Annotated in this window: 19 protein-coding genes; 9 read left to right on the top strand and 10 right to left on the bottom strand. The window is 65.2% G+C overall.

Going from position 1 to position 16,197, the window contains the following annotated elements; all coding sequences use genetic code 11:
• Nucleotides 1–26: 26 nt before the first annotated feature.
• Complete coding sequence (gene dapA, locus H7F35_RS23535) at nt 27–920, top strand: 4-hydroxy-tetrahydrodipicolinate synthase (protein ID WP_187108976.1); 894 nt, start codon at nt 27–29, stop codon at nt 918–920.
• Here dapA and moaD read toward each other — a convergent pair.
• Genes moaD through H7F35_RS23500 form a run of 7 tightly spaced genes read right to left on the bottom strand, consistent with a single transcriptional unit; the run spans nt 907 to nt 8,073 of the window.
• The gene (gene moaD, locus H7F35_RS23530) at nt 907–1,158 is read right to left on the bottom strand and encodes a molybdopterin converting factor subunit 1 (RefSeq protein ID WP_187108975.1); all 252 of its coding nucleotides are present in this window, start codon (nt 1,156–1,158) and stop codon (nt 907–909) included. The genes dapA and moaD overlap by 14 nt on opposite strands.
• 5 nt (nt 1,159–1,163) lie before the next feature.
• Complete coding sequence (gene glp, locus H7F35_RS23525) at nt 1,164–2,450, bottom strand: gephyrin-like molybdotransferase Glp (RefSeq protein ID WP_187108974.1); 1,287 nt, start codon at nt 2,448–2,450, stop codon at nt 1,164–1,166.
• Complete coding sequence (gene mobB, locus H7F35_RS23520) at nt 2,443–2,988, bottom strand: molybdopterin-guanine dinucleotide biosynthesis protein B (RefSeq protein WP_187108973.1); 546 nt, start codon at nt 2,986–2,988, stop codon at nt 2,443–2,445. The genes glp and mobB overlap by 8 nt, the downstream gene beginning before the upstream one ends.
• 18 nt (nt 2,989–3,006) lie before the next feature.
• On the bottom strand, nt 3,007–4,422 hold the full coding sequence (gene thrC, locus H7F35_RS23515) for a threonine synthase (protein WP_187108972.1): 1,416 nt from the start codon (nt 4,420–4,422) through the stop codon (nt 3,007–3,009).
• Nucleotides 4,423–4,478: 56 nt separating this feature from the next.
• Entirely contained in the window at nt 4,479–5,801 is a 1,323-nt protein-coding gene (locus H7F35_RS23510) for a homoserine dehydrogenase (protein WP_187108971.1), read from the bottom strand.
• 14 nt (nt 5,802–5,815) lie between these two features.
• Nucleotides 5,816–6,844 (bottom strand): DUF1176 domain-containing protein, encoded by a 1,029-nt coding sequence (locus H7F35_RS23505; protein WP_187108970.1) that lies wholly within the window; start codon nt 6,842–6,844, stop codon nt 5,816–5,818.
• Complete coding sequence (locus H7F35_RS23500) at nt 6,841–8,073, bottom strand: pyridoxal phosphate-dependent aminotransferase (protein ID WP_187108969.1); 1,233 nt, start codon at nt 8,071–8,073, stop codon at nt 6,841–6,843. Before H7F35_RS23500 ends, H7F35_RS23505 begins: the two co-directional genes overlap by 4 nt.
• Nucleotides 8,074–8,185: 112 nt before the next feature.
• Between H7F35_RS23500 and H7F35_RS23495 the strand changes: the two genes are divergently transcribed.
• The 8 genes from H7F35_RS23495 to H7F35_RS23460 all read left to right on the top strand — a co-directional run bounded on the left by H7F35_RS23495 (nt 8,186) and on the right by H7F35_RS23460 (nt 13,820).
• Entirely contained in the window at nt 8,186–8,569 is a 384-nt protein-coding gene (locus tag H7F35_RS23495; RefSeq protein ID WP_187108968.1) for an Mth938-like domain-containing protein, read from the top strand.
• 143 nt (nt 8,570–8,712) lie between these two features.
• Nucleotides 8,713–9,189, top strand: coding sequence for a peroxiredoxin (locus tag H7F35_RS23490; protein ID WP_007830801.1), 477 nt, complete (start codon nt 8,713–8,715; stop codon nt 9,187–9,189).
• A 212-nt stretch (nt 9,190–9,401) separates the two neighbouring features.
• Nucleotides 9,402–11,177 carry a PhoH family protein gene (locus H7F35_RS23485; protein WP_187108967.1) on the top strand — a complete coding sequence of 592 codons (1,776 nt, stop codon included), beginning with the start codon at nt 9,402–9,404 and terminating at the stop codon, nt 11,175–11,177.
• A 149-nt stretch (nt 11,178–11,326) separates the two neighbouring features.
• The gene (locus H7F35_RS23480) at nt 11,327–11,698 is read left to right on the top strand and encodes a VOC family protein (RefSeq protein WP_187108966.1); all 372 of its coding nucleotides are present in this window, start codon (nt 11,327–11,329) and stop codon (nt 11,696–11,698) included.
• A gap of 6 nt (nt 11,699–11,704) precedes the next feature.
• Nucleotides 11,705–12,154 (top strand): EVE domain-containing protein, encoded by a 450-nt coding sequence (locus H7F35_RS23475; RefSeq protein WP_187108965.1) that lies wholly within the window; start codon nt 11,705–11,707, stop codon nt 12,152–12,154.
• 39 nt (nt 12,155–12,193) lie between these two features.
• Complete coding sequence (locus tag H7F35_RS23470; protein ID WP_187108964.1) at nt 12,194–12,643, top strand: GyrI-like domain-containing protein; 450 nt, start codon at nt 12,194–12,196, stop codon at nt 12,641–12,643.
• Nucleotides 12,640–13,107 (top strand): MGMT family protein, encoded by a 468-nt coding sequence (locus H7F35_RS23465; protein WP_187108963.1) that lies wholly within the window; start codon nt 12,640–12,642, stop codon nt 13,105–13,107. The genes H7F35_RS23470 and H7F35_RS23465 overlap by 4 nt, the downstream gene beginning before the upstream one ends.
• Complete coding sequence (locus H7F35_RS23460) at nt 13,107–13,820, top strand: helix-turn-helix transcriptional regulator (RefSeq protein WP_187108962.1); 714 nt, start codon at nt 13,107–13,109, stop codon at nt 13,818–13,820. Before H7F35_RS23465 ends, H7F35_RS23460 begins: the two co-directional genes overlap by 1 nt.
• 39 nt (nt 13,821–13,859) lie before the next feature.
• Here H7F35_RS23460 and dnaB read toward each other — a convergent pair whose 3' ends face one another.
• From dnaB to rpsR, 3 genes are all read right to left on the bottom strand, one after another.
• Nucleotides 13,860–15,266, bottom strand: a complete 1,407-nt coding sequence (gene dnaB, locus H7F35_RS23455; protein WP_187108961.1) for a replicative DNA helicase — start codon at nt 15,264–15,266, stop codon at nt 13,860–13,862.
• A 178-nt stretch (nt 15,267–15,444) separates the two neighbouring features.
• Nucleotides 15,445–15,897 (bottom strand): 50S ribosomal protein L9, encoded by a 453-nt coding sequence (gene rplI / locus H7F35_RS23450; RefSeq protein ID WP_187108960.1) that lies wholly within the window; start codon nt 15,895–15,897, stop codon nt 15,445–15,447.
• 12 nt (nt 15,898–15,909) lie between these two features.
• Complete coding sequence (rpsR, locus tag H7F35_RS23445) at nt 15,910–16,191, bottom strand: 30S ribosomal protein S18 (protein ID WP_007830781.1); 282 nt, start codon at nt 16,189–16,191, stop codon at nt 15,910–15,912.
• Nucleotides 16,192–16,197: the final 6 nt, after the last annotated feature.

Here is a 16,197-nt window from a genome sequence, read left to right as displayed (position 1 = left end):
CGGTCGATTCCTGAGAGGAAGCCTGCGTGCCACAACAAACTACCGCCCCCACCCCCGATTTTTCGGGCCTCTGGATCCCGCTCGTCACCCCGTTCCGCGATGGCGCGGTCGACCACGCCGCACTCGCCGCGTTGACCCGACGGCTCGCCGGCGACGGTGTTGCCGGCTTCGTGGTCTGCGGCTCGACCGGCGAGGCCGCCGCGCTCGACGAGACGGAGCAGTTGGCCGCGCTCGATACCGTGCAAGCCGCTGCCGGTGGCCTGCCGATCGTCATGGGCCTGTCGGGCTATCACCTGGGCAAGACGACGGCCTGGGTGCGCAAGCTCGCCGAACGCCCCCTGGCGGCCCTGCTGGTGCCCGCGCCGCACTACATCCGCCCTTCGCAGGCGGGCCTGCTCGAATGGTTCCGCGCCATCGCCGACGCGACCGCGGTGCCACTGCTGATCTACGACATTCCCTACCGCACCGGCGCGACGCTTGCACGCGAGACGCTGCTGGCACTGGCCGACCATCCGCGCATTCGCGGCATCAAGGACTGCGGCGGCGACATGGCGAAGACACGCGCGGTGATCGCCGATGGCCGGCTGCAGGTGTTGTCGGGCGAAGACCACCAGATTTTCAGCACGGTGGCCGAAGGTGGCGTGGGCGCCATCGCGGCCAGCGGGCATGTGCAGACGCGGCGCTTCGTGCAAGTGCTGCGCCTGCTGGCCGACAACCGCGTGGCCGAGGCGCGTGCCGAATGGCAGCCGTTGCAACCGCTGATCGAGATGTTGTTTGCCGAGTCGAACCCGGGGCCGCTGAAGGCACTGCTGGCACACCAGGGTGGGATGCACAACGAGTTGCGCTCGCCGATGACCCGTGCGTCCGATGGCCTGCGCGAGCGCCTTGTCGCGCTCGACGCCCGGCTCAGCCGCCCGTAACCGGCGGGAAGAAAGCGACTTCGCAGCCTTCGTGCAGGGCTGCGGCTTCGTCGCTCATGGCTTGGTCGAGCGCCATGCGCACGGCCTTGCCACGTGCCAGCGCGGTGGCATGCGCGCCGCCACGGGCGATGAGTTCGTCGCGCAGCGCGGCCAACGTCTGTGCGTTCGTCTCGACGGTTTCGCTGCTGCTTGAGAGCGCCTCGCGCACCGACGCGAAATAACGGACCTGTACCTTCATGCGATTCAGGACAGCAGCGAGGCGAAGGGAATGAAGTTCACGGTGTCGCCCGAACGGATCGTCTGGCCCGCGGGGTTGTCGACCACGCCATCGCCCCAGACCATCGACGTGAGCACGCCCGAACTCTGGTTGCCGAACAGTTCGAGCCCACCGGCCGCATTGCGGCGCGCGCGCAGGAACTCACGGCGCTTGTCGGCGCGGAGCCAGTCGAAATCAGCGCGCATCTGCACGGGCTCGGGCGTCACGCGTGTGGCGCCTTGCAGTGTCAGCAAGAAGGGCCGCACGAGCATCAGGAAGGTCAGGAAGCTGGACACCGGGTTGCCGGGCAACCCCGTCACGTGGCAATGGCCCTGCCCGTCGCTGCGCGCGATCGAGCCGTAGGCGAAAGGCTTGCCGGGCTTCATCGACAGCGACCAGAGCTGCAGCTCGCCCAGCGACTGCAGTGCGGCGCGGATGTGGTCTTCTTCGCCGACCGACACGCCGCCGGTGGTGATGATCAGGTCGCTGGTTTCGGCCGCGTCGCGCAGCGCCGTGATGGTGGCTTCGCGGTTGTCCGGCACGATGCCCAGGTCATTCACCTCGCAGCCCAACCGATGCAGCAAGGCGCGCATGAAGAAGCGGTTGGAGTTGTAGATCGCGCCGGGCTTCATGGCATCCGGCGCGACTTCACCCGGCATCACCAGTTCGTCGCCGGTGGAGAGCATGGCCACGCGCGGCTTGCGGGCCACCTGCAGCTTGTGGAAGCCGACGCTGGCGGCAAGGCCCAGCGCGGCGGGCGTGAGGCGCTCGCCCTGCTTCAGCACGACGTCGCCGGAAGCCACGTCTTCACCTTCGCGGCGCACCCATTGGCCGACTGCGGGGACGATGGCGATGCGAACCGAGCCCAGGCGGCCTTCCTGCGGCGTGGCGGTGGTGTCTTCCTGCATCACCACGGCATCGGCGCCATCAGGGATCTGCGCGCCAGTGAAGATGCGCGCGGCGGTGCCGGCCGCCAGCGGCGTGCCGACGGTGCCCGCGGGAATGCGCTGCGCCACGACCAGTTCGGCACCAGGCGCTGCGCAATCGGCCACGCGCACCGCGTAGCCATCCATCGCGCTGTTGTCGCGCGGCGGCACGGTCAGGCCGGAGACGAGGTCCTGTGCCAGCACGCGGCCATCGGCCTCGAAGGTCACGACGCTTTCGGCGGGCAGCTTCGGCTGCGCCTTCGCCAGAAGCACCGCGATGGCCTCGTCGAGCGGCATCAGCGGTGGGCGCAGGGACGAAGCGGCGAAGGGAACGGGGGAATCAGCCATGGTGTTCCGGGTTGTACTCGAAGCGGTCGCCGCTGGCGATCAGCCATTGCGCGATGGCCTCGGCGTCATTGAGGTCGAACAGCGGGCGTTCGGTGGGCAACGGCAGGCTGGACGGTGCATCGGTGGCCACGGCGGTGACGAAGGGATCGTCCGTGTACAGCACCGGCCGCGAAGGCTGGCCATCTTCGGGCAGGCGCCAGACTTCGATCTTCAGCACATCGCTGTGCCGGAAGCCCTCGACCAGCACCCAGTCGGCGGCCGGATGCAGCTCTGCCAGCAGCTGGTGCACCGACAGCTCCACGGGAGTCTCGAACTCGCGCATCACGGCCAGCCGCTTGTCGGAGGCCACGACCACCTCGAAGGCACCGGCCTCGCGGTGGCGGTACGTGTCCTTGCCCGGATGGTCGATGTCGAACTTGTGGTGTGCGTGCTTGACCACCGAGACGCGCTGGCCGAGCCGCTTGAGCACCGGGATCAGGCGCTCCACCAGCGTGGTCTTGCCCGCGCCCGAATAGCCGGCGAAGCCGACGACCTTCATGACGGGGCCCGACCGGGCTCAGTCACAGTTCTGGGCAATGTAGGCTTTCACAGCCTCGGCATCGGCCGGCAGCTTGACCACGCGCTTGGGCAGCGCCTCGATGCCCTCGAACTTCTTCGGGCGCGCGGGCTCTTCGCCCAGCGCCTCGACGAGCGTCTCGGCAAACTTGATCGGCAATGCGGTTTCGAGCACCACCATCGGCACGCCCGGCACGATGTGCTCACGCGCGGCCTTGAGGCCGTCGGCCGTGTGCGGGTCGACCAGCGTGGCAAAGCGCTTGTCGGTGTCGCGGATGGTGGCCAGGCGGTCGGCGTGCGTGCTGCGGCTGCTCTTGAAGCCGAAGCGTTCGGCGGCATCCTTGAAAGCCGGATCGGCGCTCAGGTCGAAGCGGCCTTCGAGGCCCAGGTCGTCCACGAACAGCTTGCGCAGCTTGACGGCATCGCGGCCGACCAGATCGAACACGAAGCGCTCGAAATTGCTGGCCTTGCTGATGTCCATCGACGGGCTCGATGTCTCGTGCGTGTCGGCAGCCCCGCGCACGCGGTAGATGCCGGTGCGGAAGAACTCGTCGAGCACATCGTTCTCGTTGGTGGCGACCACCAGCGTCTGGATCGGCAGGCCCATCATGCGCGCCACATGGCCCGCGCAGACGTTGCCGAAGTTGCCCGAGGGCACGGTGAAGCTCACCGGCTTGTCGTTGCTGGCCGTGGCCTGGAAGTAGCCGGCAAAGTAGTAAACGACCTGCGCGAGCAGCCGCGCCCAGTTGATCGAGTTGACCGTGCCGATGCGGTACTTGCGCTTGAAGCCCAGATCGTTCGAGACCGCCTTGACGATGTCCTGGCAGTCGTCGAACACGCCGGTGATGGCGATGTTGTGGATGTTCTCGTCCTGCAGGCTGAACATCTGTGCCTGCTGGAACGGGCTCATGCGGCCGTCGGGCGAGGTCATGAAGACGCGCACGCCCTTCTTGCCGCGCATGGCGTATTCGGCCGCGCTGCCGGTGTCGCCGCTGGTGGCGCCCAGGATGTTGAGTTCCGCACCGCGACGGCCCAGTTCGTACTCGAACAGATTGCCCAGCAGCTGCATCGCCATGTCCTTGAAGGCCAGCGTGGGGCCGTTCGACAGGGCTTCGAGGTACACGCCGTCTTCGAGTTCGCGCAGCGGCACGATCTCGTCGGAGCCGAACACTTCGGCGGTGTAGGTTTTCGCGCAGATCGCCTTCAGGTCGGCGGGCGGAATGTCGTCGATGTAGAGCGAGAGGATCTCGAAGGCCAGCTCGGCGTACGGCAGATCGCGCCATTTGGCGAGCGTGGCGGTGTCGACCTTCGGGTACTGCACGGGCAGGTACAGGCCGCCATCGGGTGCGAGGCCTTCGAGGAGGATGTCGCAAAAGCGCTTGCGGTCGGGGTGGCCGCGGGTGCTCAGGTAGTTCACGGGAGGGTCCTGTCGTACCGGTTCATTCAATGTCTTGCTTGTGCTGGCGCCGCCGCTCAGGACAGCTCTTCCTTGCGAATGCGCACGATGGGCTCCAGCACCGTGGGCAGTGCCTGCAGCTCGGCCAGCACGTCGTTGACGGTGCCTTCGCGCGCGTCGTGCGTGAGGATGATGAGGTCGGTCTGCGTGGAGCCTTCGCCGCCCACTTCGTCGGCTTCGCGCTGCAGCACCGCGTCGATGCTGATGCCGGCGGTGGCGAGCAGGCCCGTCACCTTGGCCAGCACGCCGGCCTGGTCGGCCACGCGCAGGCGCAGGTAGTAGCTGGTGACGACCTCAGTCATCGGCAGCACCTTCAGGTCGCTCATGGCGTCAGGGTGGAAAGCCAGGTGCGGCACGCGGTGCGCGGCGTCGGCGGTGTGCAGGCGGGTGATGTCGACCAGGTCGGCGATCACGGCGCTGGCGGTGGGCTCGCTGCCCGCGCCCTTGCCGTAGTACAGCGTGGTGCCGACGGCATCGCCATGCACCACCACCGCGTTCATCGCGCCTTCGACATTGGCCAGCAGTCGCTTGGACGGCACCAGCGACGGATGCACTCGCAGCTCGATGCCCTTGGCCGTGCGCTTGGTGATGCCCAGCAGCTTGATGCGGTAGCCGAGCTGCTCGGCGTACTTGATGTCCTGTGCCGCGAGCTTGGTGATGCCCTCGATGTGTGCCTTGTCGAACTGCACCGGAATGCCGAAGGCAATGGCGCTCATCAGCGTGACCTTGTGGCCGGCGTCGACGCCTTCGATGTCGAAGGTCGGGTCGGCTTCGGCGTAGCCCAGGCGCTGTGCTTCCTTGAGCACGGTGGCGAAGTCCAGGCCCTTGTCGCGCATCTCGGACAGGATGAAGTTGGTGGTGCCGTTGATGATGCCGGCCAGCCACTGGATGCTGTTGGCCGTGAGGCCTTCGCGCAGCGCCTTGATGATCGGGATGCCACCGGCCACCGCGGCCTCGAAGGCCACCATCACGCCCTTGGCATGCGCGGCCGCGAAGATCTCGGTGCCGTGCACCGCGAGCAGCGCCTTGTTGGCCGTGACCACGTGCTTGCCGGCCGCAATGGCTTCGAGCACCAGCTGCTTGGCGATGCCGTAGCCGCCGATCAGCTCGATGACGATGTCGATGTCGGGGTTGGCAATGACTTCGCGTGCGTCGGCCACCACCTTCACGCCCTCGCCGGCCACTTCGCGTGCACGGGCGGTGTCGAGGTCGGCCACCATGGTGATCTCGATGCCGCGGCCGGCGCGGCGCTTGATTTCTTCCTGGTTGCGCTGGAGCACCTTGAAGGTGCCGCTGCCGACCGTGCCTGCACCGAGCAGGCCTACTTGGATGGGTTTCATTGGGAGAGTCGCGTTCATGGTTTGGATGGGGTGGTGGACGATGCGCCCACGATGCGGCTGACGTAGCGCGGCAAGGACCAGGCGCCGCCGGCGAAGCCACGGCACATGCCGTCGCCGATGGCACTGGTGCGCACGAATACACGGCCGTTGAAATGCCAGGTCTCGCTGGACCAGCAGTCGCCGATGCCACGGCCCTTCATGGCCGAGGTGACGCTGGCCTCTTTTTCGTCGAAGTCGCCGTTCGCTTCGAGGGACACAGGCGCATAGGGCGGCTTGTCGTTGGCGATCCAGAGCAGGCTCGAATAGTTGTACGCGCCCATGCCACAGCCCAGCGACAGCAGCACCTTGCTGCCGCTCAGGCGGACGACTTCCAGCGCCTTGGCACTGATGTCGCTGCTGTTGTTGCACTGCTCCTTCACTGCGGCGATGTCGAGCGACGGAAAGATGCGCGCGGGCAGCGCGGCGTCGCCGGGCTTCGCCTTGGGCGGCTTGACCACGTTGACGACGGGGGCCGGCACGGGAGGCAGCACGGAAGATTCGGGCTTCGCGCCGCGGCGCACCAGCGCGCCCGGCGTTCCGATGCGGCCCTGCGCTTCGTCCATCTTCAGCAGCACGGCGTTGAGGCCAGCGAGTGACAGCGTCCACTTCTTGCCACCGTTGGCGGTGACTGTCGCTTCATCGCTCTTGAGCAGCTCGGGAAGGATGGTGCGGACCTGTTCCGCGTCGAGGCTGGCGGTGTCGCCCTGGAGGCCGGAAACGGTGGCCTTGCCGACCTTGAACCGCAGCGGTCCCTTGACCTCGCCCTCGCCGCCAACCTGCAGCTGGACCTCAACGGCCTTGTCGGGCCCCGCGGCGCGGGTGAGGAGCATCGACACCGGCTCCGAGGGCCCGCTGTCCGCCTGGTAGCCTGCGGCGCGGCAGGTGCGCGTGTTGTCGCAGACCAGTTCCCAGTCGTTGTGCGAGAACGTCACCAGCGCCTTGTCGGCAGCACCGGCAGACAACACGACCAGCGACAGCGCCGCAGCGAAGCAGGCAGATTTCATGGCCCCGTCTTGTTGCGCAAGCGGTACTGCTCAAGGAACTTCGCGATGCGGTTGATGGCCTCGCGCAGGTCGTCTTCGTGGGGCAGGAACACGATGCGGAAATGGTCCGGCGTGGCCCAGTTGAAGCCGGTGCCCTGCACCAGCATCACACGGGTTTCCTTCAGCAGTTCGAGGAAGAACTGGCGGTCGTCCGCAATCGGATAGACCTCCGGGTCGAGCTTGGGGAACATGTAGAGCGCGGCACTGGGCTTGACGCAGCTCACGCCCGGAATGGCAGTGATCAACTCGTAGGCCAGGTCGCGCTGGCGGCGCAGGCGGCCGCCGTCGCACACGAGGTCGTTGATGCTCTGGTAGCCACCCAGCGCCGTCTGGATGGCCCACTGGCCCGGCACGTTGGCGCACAGGCGCATGTTCGAGAGCATGTTCAGGCCCTCGATGTAGTCCAGCGCGGAACGCTTGTCGCCCGACACCACGAGCCAGCCGGCGCGATAGCCACACGAACGGTAGCTCTTGGAGAGCGAATTGAAGGTCAGCGTGAGCACGTCGCTCGACAAGCTGGCAATGGCCGTGTGCTTGACGCCGTCGTACAGCACCTTGTCGTAGACCTCGTCGGCGAAGATCACGAGGCCATGCTCGCGCGCAATGGCCACGATGCTCTTGAGCAGGTCATCGGAGTAAAGCGCGCCGGTGGGGTTGTTCGGGTTGATGACCACGATGCCCTTGGTGCGCGGCGTGATCTTGGCGCGGATGTCGTCCAGGTTGGGCATCCAGCCATTGGCTTCGTCGCACAGGTAGTGCACCGGCGTGCCGCCAGACAGGCTCGTGGAGGCGGTCCACAGCGGGTAGTCGGGGGCTGGCAGCAGCAGCTCGTCGCCGTCGTTGAGCAGCGCGTTCGTGGACATGGCGATCAGCTCGCTGGCGCCGTTGCCCAGGTAGATGTCGTCGAGGGTGACGCCCGCAATGCCCTGCTTTTGCGTCTCGTGCATGACGGCCTTGCGCGCGGCAAAGACACCCTTGCTATCGGAATAGCCCGCCGAGTTCGGCAGGTTGCGGATCATGTCCTGCTGGATTTCCTCGGGTGCATCGAAGCCGAACACGGCCAGATTGCCGATGTTGAGCTTGATGATCTTCTGGCCGTCCTCTTCCATCTGCTTGGCGGCGTCCATGATGGGGCCGCGGATGTCATAGAGAACGTTGGCCAGCTTGGCCGATTTCTTGAGCTGCTTCAAAGGGCCCTCCCGGGCGCAGAGTTGGTGGGTTGCTTACTCGAAGTCAAAGGCCCTTGCGAGCCCCGTGGCACTAGGGAAAACCTATAATTTGACCACAGTTCCCAGTGCACCGATGAAGCTCCAGCCCGACAAATCCGACGTCCAGTCCCTCACCGCACACGGCCCCGGCTGGGTGGCGATCAACAACGAAAAGGTCGAGGGCAGCGTGGTGGTTGGCTCGCGCGGCGAACGCTTCGAATGGAATTGCACCCGCTTCGAGGAGCTGGGCCCCGAGCATTTCGCCCAGCTTGCGTCGCTGGGCGCGGAATTGATCATTTTCGGCAGCGGAAAGCGCATCCGTTTTCCCCAGCCCGCGTGGCTCCAGCCCCTGATGGCAAAACGCACCGGAGTTGAAACAATGGACACCCCTGCGGCCTGTCGGACCTACAACATCCTGGCCGGCGAAGGCAGGCATGTGATTGCCGCTCTGCTGGTCGAGAGCCCGGCGGCTGACTGATGAAGGTGTTTTCGGGGTAAAATACTGGGTTGCGAACAGGCCAGCTACCCAAGTTAGCAACGACCAATCCTCCATTCGTCGAGCAAGCCCGAAAAAGGCTGAGAGGGCTCGGAGAACGGAATCTAACGGAGAAAACAAGTTTCATGGCGATCGTTGTCAACAAACCCATTCCTGAATTCGACGCCAACGCCACGGGCGGCCTCAAGGTCTCGAATACCTCGCATCTCGGCCACGTGCTGGTCATGTATTTTTACCCGAAAGATAACACTCCGGGTTGCACCACCGAAGCCATGCAGTTTCGCGACCGCTACAAGGACTTCGAAAAAGCCGGCGCCACCGTTTTCGGCGTGTCCCGCGACAACATGAAGTCGCATGATGAATTCAAGGCCAAGCTCGAGCTGCCCTTCGAACTGATCGCTGACACAGAAGAAAAAATGTGTCACATGTTCGGCGTGGTCAAGAACAAGATCATGTACGGCAAGAAGGTCAAGGGCATCGAGCGCAGCACCTTCCTGATCGGCGCGGACGGCATCCTGAAGGCCGAATGGCGCGGCCTCAAGGTGCCGGGCCACGTCGACGACGTGCTCAAGGCTGTCAAGGCGCTCAAGAAGGCCGCCTGATAGTCACGCTGGCCGCCGGTTCTGCGCATTTGCGCCATTGCGTGGGTAATGCCCAACGCAGCGGGTTAATGAGCAGCCGGCGTGTCATCTGCGATGTGCATAATGGCCTCATGCCGTTGAGCTCCACGACCGCATCCCCCGAACAAAGCCGCCTTGGTCTTCAGGCGGCTTTTTCGTTTTCTGGTTCCCACTTCCTGCGAGCGATCTGACACATGCCATTGCCTCCCGCCCCCACGAAACGCGCCGCATTGCTCTCGCCGGACGCGCTTGATGCGCCTGCCCGGTCTTCGCACAGGGGTTCGCGCCGCTCCGGCGACCAGCGGGCCGACGAAACCACAGCGCGCAGCCCGCAGCCGCTGGAATTGTTCGACAGTCTCGGCACCGAAGGCGCCGGCGGCACCGATACCGCACGCCCACCGCGCCGGGCCAGGTCAAAACCCGCGCCCAAGCCCGTGGTGAGCACACCACAGCCGCAGGCCATGGTGCAAGTCGAAACGAAGGTCCAGCCGCCTGTCGCCGCCGCGCCCGCCCCGGCGCCGCAAGCACCCGCCGCGCGCCCCAAGCGCAAGTCCACCGGCCCGGCCAAGCTGTTCGTGCTCGACACGAATGTCCTGCTGCATGACCCGATGTGCCTGTTCCGCTTCGAAGAGCACGACATCTTCCTGCCGATGATCGTGCTGGAAGAGCTCGACGGCCACAAGAAAGGCACCACCGAGGTCGCGCGCAACGGTCGCCAGACCAGCCGCACACTCGACGCGTTGGCCGCTCCGCAAGGTGCCGACATCGCCAAGGGCCTGAAGCTCGACACCACCGGCCATCGCGAAGCCGGCGGCAAGCTGTTCTTCCAGACCGCCCCACTCGACTACTCGTTGCCGCTGAGCCTGCCGCAAGGCAAGGCCGACAATCAGATCCTCGGCGTGGTGCAGGCCCTGCGCGACCTCTACGCCACGGACCAACCCGGCCACCCGAAACAGGAAGTGGTGCTGGTGTCGAAGGACATCAACATGCGCGTCAAGGCGCGTGCGCTGGGCCTGGCCGCCGACGACTACCAGAACGACAAGACGCTGGAAGACGGTGACCTGCTCTACGCAGGCTCGCTCGCGCTGCCACCCGATTTCTGGACCCGCCAGAGCAAGACGGTCGAAAGCTGGCAGAGCGGCAGCAACACGTTCTATCGCATCAGCGGTCCGATCGTGCCCAACCTCTATATCAACCAGTTCGTCTACTTCGAGGCACCCGGCGAGCCGAGCATGTATGCACGCGTCACCGAAATCCGCGACAAGACCGCGGTGCTCAAGACGCTCAAGGACTACAGCTCGGGCAAGAACGCGGTGTGGGGCGTGAACACGCGCAACCGCGAGCAGAACTTCGCGATGAACCTGCTGATGGACCCGGACATCGACTTCGTCACGCTGACCGGCACCGCCGGCACCGGCAAGACCCTGATGGCGCTGGCCTCCGGCCTCACGCAGGTGCTCGACGATCGCCGCTACACCGAGATCATCATGACCCGCGCCACCGTGAGCGTGGGCGAAGACATCGGCTTCCTGCCCGGCACCGAGGAAGAAAAGATGGGCCCCTGGATGGGCGCGCTCGACGACAACCTCGAATTCCTGGCCAAGGGCGACGGCGGCGGTGCGGGCGAATGGGGCCGCGCGGCCACCAATGAGCTGATCCGTAGCCGCATCAAGGTCAAGAGCATGAACTTCATGCGCGGACGCACCTTCCTGAACAAGTACGTGATCATCGACGAGGCGCAGAACCTGACGCCCAAGCAGATGAAGACGCTGATCACCCGGGCCGGCCCGGGCACCAAGATCATCTGCATGGGCAACCTGGCGCAGATCGACACGCCATACCTGACAGAAGGCTCTTCGGGCCTGACTTTTGCGGTCGACAAGTTCAAGGGCTGGCCGCACGGTGGGCACATCACGCTGGCGCGCGGCGAACGCTCGCGCCTGGCCGACTTCGCGAGCGACGTGCTCTAAAGTCACCCTGCTGCCAAAAAGCCCGCACATGCTCCAAGGAGCATCGCGGGTTTTTTTTCGCCCGCCATGACAGGCTCCTGACAAGACGCTGTCAGGAGCCGGGTCGCACCATCACGGCTCCTTTCAACGACACCAAAGAGAGCCCCGAAATGCAAAACGCCATCACCTGGTTCGAAATCCCGGTTGCCGACATGGACCGCGCTCAGACCTTCTACGAAACCGTTCTGGCCCGCAAGCTGCGCCGCGAAAATTTCGGCGGAGAACCGCTGGCCGTGTTCCCCTATGACGACCCCGCCACCGGCGGCGCACTGAAGGCCGGAGCGAACACCAGCGCACGCGCCGGCAGCGGCATTCGCATCTACCTCGATTGCATGCCCAGCATCGATGCGGTGCTCGCACGGGTCGAAGCCGCGGGCGGACAGATCGTGGCGCCCAGGTCCGATTTGCCCCCAGGCATGGGCTTCATCGCCCATCTGCGCGACACCGAAGGCAACGAAGTCGGCCTGCACTCGCTGGGCTGATTCGCCATGGCACAACGCAACTGGATCGCCGTGGCAAGCGCCGAGCATGCGCGGCGCGGTCGCGACCACCGGCCGCTCGGCTTCATGCAGGTGGGCCACGGCAAGCATGCGCCGCTCAAGCGGGTCGCCGCGGGCGACCGCGTTGCCTATTACTCGCCTGCCACGGTGTTCGGCGGCACGGACAGGCTCCAGAGCTTCGTGTCGATCGGCGTCGTACAGCCTGGCGAGCCGTACGAATTCGACATGGGCAAAGGCTTTGTCCCATGGCGCCGCGACGTGGCTTACGCAACCGGCCACGAAGCGCCGATTGCCCCGCTGATCGAGCGCCTCGCCTTCATCGAGAACCCCAAGCAGTGGGGCTATAAATTCCGCTTCGGGCTGTTCGACGTCACGGACGCCGACATGACACTGATCGCCCGAACAATGCAGGCCGACCTCAGAGCGCTTGCTCTTTGAGATGCACCCTCACCCAACAAACAAAAGGAGAAGAACCCAATGGAACCCATTCGCCAACGCCACGACGCCTTCCGCGTCGCAGGCCCCACGGTCCGCACCACCAACCACGGAGAAAGCACCCCCGCCACCGCTCGCATCGGCGCGCTCTGGGGCCGCTTCTTCGGCGAGCAGATGGCCGAATTGATGCCCCGCCGCACCAGCGACGCCCGCATCTTCGGCGTCTACTCGGCCTACGAATCAGACGCCCACGGTGCTTTCGATGTGACGGCGGGCCTCGCCGTTGCGGACAGCGAAGACTGCGTGGCCATCGAGGCCGGCAACTACCTCGTGTTTGCCGACCAGGGCGAGATGCCGCACATGGTGATCGCCACCTGGCAGCGCATCTGGCAGTATTTCGAGGCGCATCCGGAAATCGCGCGCAGCTACCGCAGCGATTTCGAAGCCTACGAAGGGCCGGACAAGGTGGCGATCCACATCGGAGTTGCATGAGCACAAGGAAGAGCTGGCACGACCGGCTCACGAGCTACCCTCACCTGCCGAGCGTCAAGGAGATCCCCGCCGCCATGCGTGCCCGCCGTGGCGAAGGGACCATCGCCACGCCGTCGCCGCAAGAGGTCGAGGCCGCGATGCGCAGCATTCCGGAAGGTCGTCTCGTCACGGTCATGGGCATCGGCGAGGACATCGCCACGCGCCACAGCGCGACCATCGGCTGCACCGTGACCACGGCGATCTTTGCGCACATGGTCGCGCATGCGGCCGAAGAAGCACCCAAGGCGGAGGGCCAGACGCCCTGGTGGCGCACGCTCAAGATCGGCGGGGAGCTCAACACCAAATACCCCGGCGGCATTGAGGCGCAGATGTCGAAACTCGAAGCCGAAGGCCACACGGTCGTGCAGCGCGGCAAGCGCTACTTCGTCGAAGACTTCGCGAAGAAGCTCACCGGAACGCACTGATGCGCCGCGCCGACCGCCTGTTCCAACTCGTGCAGATCATCCGTGGGCGCCGGCTCACCACCGCGGCCTTCCTGGCGCAACGCCTCGAAGTGTCGGAGCGCACGGTGTACCGTGACGTGGCCGATCTGCAGCACCAGGGCGTGCCCATCGAGGGCGAAGCCGGTGTGGGTTACAGGCTGGGCGCAGGCTTCGAGCTGCCGCCGCTGATGTTCACTCAGGACGAAGCTTCGGCGCTCGTGGCCGCGGCGCGGCTCGCACAGAGCTGGGTCGATCCGGCGATGGCACGGGACATCGAAACCGGGCTGGGCAAGATCCTGTCCGTGCTGCCGCCGGCTGCGCGCGTTTCGGCCGAGGCACTGGCGCTCTATGCGCCTGCGATGGGCCTGGACGATGCCCTGCGCGCGCGGCTGCAGACGTTGAGGGAGGCAGTCCAATCGCACAACAAGCTGCGTCTTGACTACCGCGATGTGTCGGGCGACGCCAGCGCACGCACCGTGCGGCCGCTCGGCTGCTTCTACTGGGGCAAGGTCTGGACGCTGTCGACCTGGTGCGAGCTGCGCAATGACTTTCGCGGCTTTCGCCTCGACCGCATGAACGCCATCGAGTTGCTGCCCGAGCGTTTTCGCGACGAGCCCGGCAAGACGCTGGCCGACATGCTGCGACAGCTGAAGGCCGAGAAGGCCCAGGGCAAGGCGGCGCAGCCAAAGAAGTAACCCTTCTTCGCGCCGCGCGCCTTGCGCGGACCGATCGTGTCAGTACTGTTCGTTGTGGCTGTAGCTGGCCAGGTTCTCGAACTTGGTGATCGGCTTCAGGAAGGCCAACTTGATGGTGCCGGTGGGGCCGTTACGGTGCTTGCTGATGATCACCTCGGCCACGCCCGGCTCCTTGCTGTTCTTGTCGTAGTAGTCGTCGCGGTAGATGAACATGATGATGTCCGCGTCCTGCTCGATGGCGCCCGATTCGCGCAAGTCGCTCATCATGGGGCGCTTGTCGGTCCGGCTTTCCACGCCACGGCTGAGCTGCGACAGCGCGATCACCGGGCACTTGAGTTCCTTGGCCAGCATCTTCAGGCCCCGCGAGATTTCGCCCACGGCCGTGGCGCGGTTTTCGTCGCCCGAGCTGCTGGTCGACATCAGCTGCAGGTAGTCGACCACGATCAGGCCGAGGCGCCCGTATTGGCGCGCCAGCCGGCGCGCATTCGCACGCAGTTCGCTGGTAGACAGGCCCGGCGTTTCGTCGATGTGCAGCGACACGGTGCGCAGCTTCTCGATGGCTTCGGTCAGGCGCGGCCACTCTTCGTCGCTGAGCTTGCCGGTGCGCAGGTGGCCCTGGTCGATGCGGCCGATCGAGCCCACGATACGAACCGCCAACTGCGAGGCGCCCATTTCCATCGAGAATACCGCGACCGGCAGCCCCTCTTCGAGCGCCACGTGTTCGGCAATGTTGATCGCGAGCGAGGTCTTGCCCATCGATGGACGCGCAGCCAGCACGATCATGTCGCCCGCCTGCAGGCCGGAGGTCATCTTGTCGAAATCGTGGAAACCGGTGCGGATGCCCGTGATGTCGTTCGGGTTCTCGGCCATCTCGGTCACGCGGTCGAGCAGTTCGACCACCAGGGCATCCATGCTCTGGAAGCCCTGCTTCATCCGCGTGCCTTCTTCGCCGATGTTGAAGATCTTCTGCTCGGCTTCGTCGAGGATCTTGTCAACCTGCTTGCCCTGCGGGTTGAAGGCCTGCGTCGCGATTTCGTCGGCGGCGGACACGAGCTTTCGCAGGATGGAGCGCTCGCGCACGATCTCGGCGTAGCGCCGGATGTTGCTCGCGCTCGGCACGTACTGCGCCAGCGAGTTCAGGTAGACCAGCCCGCCGATCTCGTCGGCCTTGCCGAGGTTCTGCAGTTGCTCGTAGACCGTGATCACGTCGGCCGGCTTGGTGGCGTTGATCAGGCCGCCGATCGCAGCGTAGATCAGCTTGTGTTCGTGGCGATAGAAGTCGCCGTCGACCAGCAGGTCGCCCATGCGGTCCCAGGCGCCGTTGTCGAGCAGCAGGCCACCGAGCACACTCGATTCGGCCTCGATGGAGTGAGGCGGAATGCGCAGTTGGGCGATCTGGCGGTCGGCCGACGAATTACCGTCGGGATAGGAGAAAACGGCGGACATGGACTTCCCTTGCAACCCTGCATGCTAAGCCGCGCACAGCGCTGCGCGTGTGGACAAGGTTGTGAATAAACGGTGATCTTCCAGTGCACTACCACCGGAGAACTTCAACTTCGGTCGCGGAAAAACAAAAGCCGCCCGGAGGCGGCTTTTTCGACAGCGCACGAGACGCTGTTCGGGATCAGGCGGTTTCGCCGTAGACCGTGACAGTGATGTCGACCACCACGTCGGTGTGAAGCGCAACGCTCACGGTGGTGTCGCCGACGACCTTGATCGGGCCGTTGGGCAGACGCACTTGCGACTTGGCAACCTTGTAGCCTTGCTTGCCCAGTTCTTCGGCGATGTCGCCGTTGGTGACCGAACCGAACAGGCGACCGTCCACACCAGCCTTTTGCGTGAGCTTGACGGTCGAACCGCCGAGCTTCTCGCCTTGGGCTTGCGACTCGGCCAGCTTGGCGGCCGCAGCCTTTTCGAGTTCGACGCGCTTGGCTTCGAATTCGGCCTTGTTGGCAGCGGTGGCGCGGCGAGCGCGGCCCGAAGGGATCAGGAAGTTGCGTGCATAACCGTCCTTGACCTTGACGATATCGCCCAGGCCGCCGACGTTCAGAACCTTGTCCAGAAGAATGATTTGCATGGTGTCGACTCCTTAGACGCGGTGCTGGTCGCTGTACGGCACCATGGCCAGGAAGCGAGCGCGCTTGATCGCGGTGTTCAGCTGGCGTTGGTAGATCGCGCGCGTGCCGGTCAGGCGTGCGGGGATGATCTTGCCGTTTTCGCTGATGAAGTCACGCAGCGTGTCGATGTCCTTGTAGTCGATCTCTTCGACGCCAGCGACGGTGAAGCGGCAGAAGCGCTTGCGCTTGAACAGCAGCGACTGGGTGTTGCGCTTCGGGCGCTTGTCTTTGTTGAATTTCTTGAACGTGGCCATTTGAGG

It is taken from the genome of Variovorax sp. PAMC26660 (assembly GCF_014302995.1).
Classification (GTDB): Bacteria; Pseudomonadota; Gammaproteobacteria; order Burkholderiales; family Burkholderiaceae_C; genus Variovorax.
The sequence above is the reverse complement of the archived record's forward strand: the minus strand, read 5'-3'. Positions and strand labels throughout refer to the sequence as shown.

What these genes read in the sequence shown, in the direction of transcription:
- H7F35_RS23470 (WP_187108964.1), top strand. Translation starts at nt 12,194, where the DNA reads ATGGAACCCATTCGCCAACGCCACGACGCCTTCCGCGTCGCAGGCCCC.
- H7F35_RS23475 (WP_187108965.1), top strand. Translation starts at nt 11,705, where the DNA reads ATGGCACAACGCAACTGGATCGCCGTGGCAAGCGCCGAGCATGCGCGG.
- H7F35_RS23460 (WP_187108962.1), top strand. Translation starts at nt 13,107, where the DNA reads ATGCGCCGCGCCGACCGCCTGTTCCAACTCGTGCAGATCATCCGTGGG.
- H7F35_RS23510 (WP_187108971.1), bottom strand. Translation starts at nt 5,801, where the DNA reads ATGAAACCCATCCAAGTAGGCCTGCTCGGTGCAGGCACGGTCGGCAGC.
- H7F35_RS23505 (WP_187108970.1), bottom strand. Translation starts at nt 6,844, where the DNA reads ATGAAATCTGCCTGCTTCGCTGCGGCGCTGTCGCTGGTCGTGTTGTCT.
- mobB (WP_187108973.1), bottom strand. Translation starts at nt 2,988, where the DNA reads ATGAAGGTCGTCGGCTTCGCCGGCTATTCGGGCGCGGGCAAGACCACG.
- moaD (WP_187108975.1), bottom strand. Translation starts at nt 1,158, where the DNA reads ATGAAGGTACAGGTCCGTTATTTCGCGTCGGTGCGCGAGGCGCTCTCA.
- glp (WP_187108974.1), bottom strand. Translation starts at nt 2,450, where the DNA reads ATGGCTGATTCCCCCGTTCCCTTCGCCGCTTCGTCCCTGCGCCCACCG.
- rplI (WP_187108960.1), bottom strand. Translation starts at nt 15,897, where the DNA reads ATGCAAATCATTCTTCTGGACAAGGTTCTGAACGTCGGCGGCCTGGGC.
- H7F35_RS23495 (WP_187108968.1), top strand. Translation starts at nt 8,186, where the DNA reads ATGAAGCTCCAGCCCGACAAATCCGACGTCCAGTCCCTCACCGCACAC.
- dnaB (WP_187108961.1), bottom strand. Translation starts at nt 15,266, where the DNA reads ATGTCCGCCGTTTTCTCCTATCCCGACGGTAATTCGTCGGCCGACCGC.
- rpsR (WP_007830781.1), bottom strand. Translation starts at nt 16,191, where the DNA reads ATGGCCACGTTCAAGAAATTCAACAAAGACAAGCGCCCGAAGCGCAAC.
- H7F35_RS23480 (WP_187108966.1), top strand. Translation starts at nt 11,327, where the DNA reads ATGCAAAACGCCATCACCTGGTTCGAAATCCCGGTTGCCGACATGGAC.
- H7F35_RS23490 (WP_007830801.1), top strand. Translation starts at nt 8,713, where the DNA reads ATGGCGATCGTTGTCAACAAACCCATTCCTGAATTCGACGCCAACGCC.
- H7F35_RS23465 (WP_187108963.1), top strand. Translation starts at nt 12,640, where the DNA reads ATGAGCACAAGGAAGAGCTGGCACGACCGGCTCACGAGCTACCCTCAC.
- H7F35_RS23485 (WP_187108967.1), top strand. Translation starts at nt 9,402, where the DNA reads ATGCCATTGCCTCCCGCCCCCACGAAACGCGCCGCATTGCTCTCGCCG.